Source organism: Nonomuraea sp. ZG12, assembly GCF_052068115.1.
GTDB lineage: Bacteria > Actinomycetota > Actinomycetes > Streptosporangiales > Streptosporangiaceae > Nonomuraea.
On sequence record NZ_JBQHCW010000088.1, the window covers coordinates 1 to 1,032 of the forward strand.

Annotated in this window: 2 protein-coding genes and 1 pseudogene; 1 reads left to right on the forward strand and 2 read right to left on the reverse strand. The window is 65.0% G+C overall.

Annotated features, from left to right (window positions below; translation table 11 throughout):
- Positions 1–223, forward strand: a pseudogene (locus tag ACTMTF_RS49360) (hypothetical protein); the annotation flags it as partial.
- A gap of 3 nt (positions 224–226) precedes the next feature.
- Here ACTMTF_RS49360 and ACTMTF_RS49365 read toward each other — a convergent pair.
- Both ACTMTF_RS49365 and ACTMTF_RS49370 read right to left on the reverse strand, forming a co-directional pair.
- The gene (locus tag ACTMTF_RS49365; RefSeq protein ID WP_441117032.1) at positions 227–691 is read right to left on the reverse strand and encodes a hypothetical protein; all 465 of its coding nucleotides are present in this window, start codon (positions 689–691) and stop codon (positions 227–229) included.
- Between the two features lie 158 nt (positions 692–849).
- The coding region (locus ACTMTF_RS49370; RefSeq protein ID WP_441117033.1) for a hypothetical protein at positions 850–1,032 on the reverse strand (183 nt) is incomplete at its 5' end.

The window sequence follows — 1,032 nt, forward strand, 5'->3', positions numbered from 1 at the left end:
ACCCGGCACCTGGACGCCTTCGAGTACCTGCAATCGCCTGATGAGCGGCACCTCGATGACCCGCGAACTCGCCCTGCCCGCCGACGCCTTCGGCTACGGCCTGCCCGACTTCCGCGGGTTCGCCATCAACGCGATGAAGTCCGCCTTCATCCCCTTCGACGAACGCCTGGCCATCATCGGCAACGTCATCAAGTCCTGGTACGCCGACCAGCTGAAAGCCTGAGCGTCAGCGGCCCGGGTGTACGTACTGGTTGTATCGGGACAGGCTGATGTTGCGACGCTTAGTGCCTGATCCGGTGTAGAGCCACACCTCCAGGTAGACGCTCGATATGCCCTTGGTGCTGGGAGGGGTGATGTTTCCGAAGTTGGTACCGTCGTCGCCGCAGCCGTTGGTGTCCGTCCTCACGGCGCTTTTCCCGGTGGTTCCGTCGGTGTAGTGCCACCAAGCCCGGGCCTGCACCGGCCTGTTGTCGCCGGGACAGAGGTCGCGCACCGTGAAGTTCCGAAAGATGACCTTCCTCCGGTTGACGAAGTCGACGGTCGTCGTGACGAGCGCGCCACCGCCGGGGATCCCGGTGTCCACGCGGACGCGGGCGGAGGACACTCCGTCTCTCGCCTGCGCCGGGCTTGCCACCAGCAGCCCGCTCAATGCTGCGATTGCCAGCGCGGCGCCCAGAATGCGTGTCTTCAACAGTCCTCCAGCAAGAGATGTTTCGGTTGGTTCGGTTGGCCTTGGAGCGTGCACTTCAGCGCTTCCGCGTGGCTGGCGGGGGAGATGTGCGAGGTATCGCCTCGTGGCGGATCGCGACGAAGAATGGCGATCGATGGTGCGGGGGCCCTGTCTGAGCGTCAGGTCTCGAAGGTGAACGTCCCGCGCAGGACGGTGTCTCGCCCGCTCCAGTAGCTCTCGTGATCGGCCCGGTAGGTGACGTTGTCGAAGGCGGTGAGCACCGCACAGGTGGCGCCGGGGTGGCGGATGTTGTCGTCTCTGATGACGATGGGCTTTCCGATCACACCCGGGCGGGTCAGGGT